Source organism: Inquilinus limosus MP06, assembly GCF_000767795.1.
Lineage (GTDB): Bacteria > Pseudomonadota > Alphaproteobacteria > DSM-16000 > Inquilinaceae > Inquilinus > Inquilinus limosus_E.
In genome coordinates this window covers 1-699 of the sequence record NZ_JANX01001116.1, presented here as the reverse complement: position 1 = coordinate 699, position 699 = coordinate 1, and the positions used below count along the sequence as shown (strand labels likewise).

Annotated in this window: 1 pseudogene; it reads left to right on the top strand. The window is 71.2% G+C overall.

The annotated features are described in order from the left end of the window. A pseudogene (locus tag P409_RS35540) lies at nt 1-414 on the top strand (3-oxoadipyl-CoA thiolase); the annotation flags it as partial. Nucleotides 415-699: the final 285 nt, after the last annotated feature.

Below are 699 nucleotides of genomic sequence, written 5' to 3'. Positions count from 1 at the left end.
CGTGGCGTCCGAGGCCGCGGCCGCGCGCCACGGCCTGACCCCGATCGCCCGCGTGCTGGGCGGCGCCGTAGCCGGCGTGGAACCTCGGATCATGGGCTTCGGCCCCTCCCCGCCAGCCGCAGGCTGATGGCGCGGCTCGGCCTCTCGATCGGCGATTTCGACGTGATCGAGTTGAACGAGGCCTTCGCGTCCCAGGCCCTGGCGGTGACCCGCGACCTCGGCCTGCCGGACGACGCGGGCCATGTGAACCCGAATGGCGGCGCCATTGCGTTGGGCCACCCGCTCGGCATGTCCGGCGCCCGCATCGCCGGCACCGCGGCGCTGCAGCTCAGCCTCGGCGCTGGCCGCCGGGCGCTGGCCACCATGTGCATCGGCGTCGGCCAGGGCATCGCCCTGGCGCTGGAAGCGGTGTAACCCCCTCACCGTCATTGCGAGGAGGCGAAGCCGACGAAGCAATCCAGGGGCCACGCCAAACCGCCCTGGATTGCTTCGCTCCGCTCGCAATGACGGTTTTGGGACGTCACGACAGAATGCCCCATGGGGTAAAGTGCCGTCATGACCGTCTCGCCCTTCGATTCCGCCCTGCTCGGCCCGCTGCTCTCCGATGCCGAGATCGCGCTGATGTTCAGCGACACGGCGGTGTTGCGGGCGATGCTGAAGGTCGAAGCGGCGCTGGCCGAGGCCGAGGCGCGCTGCGGC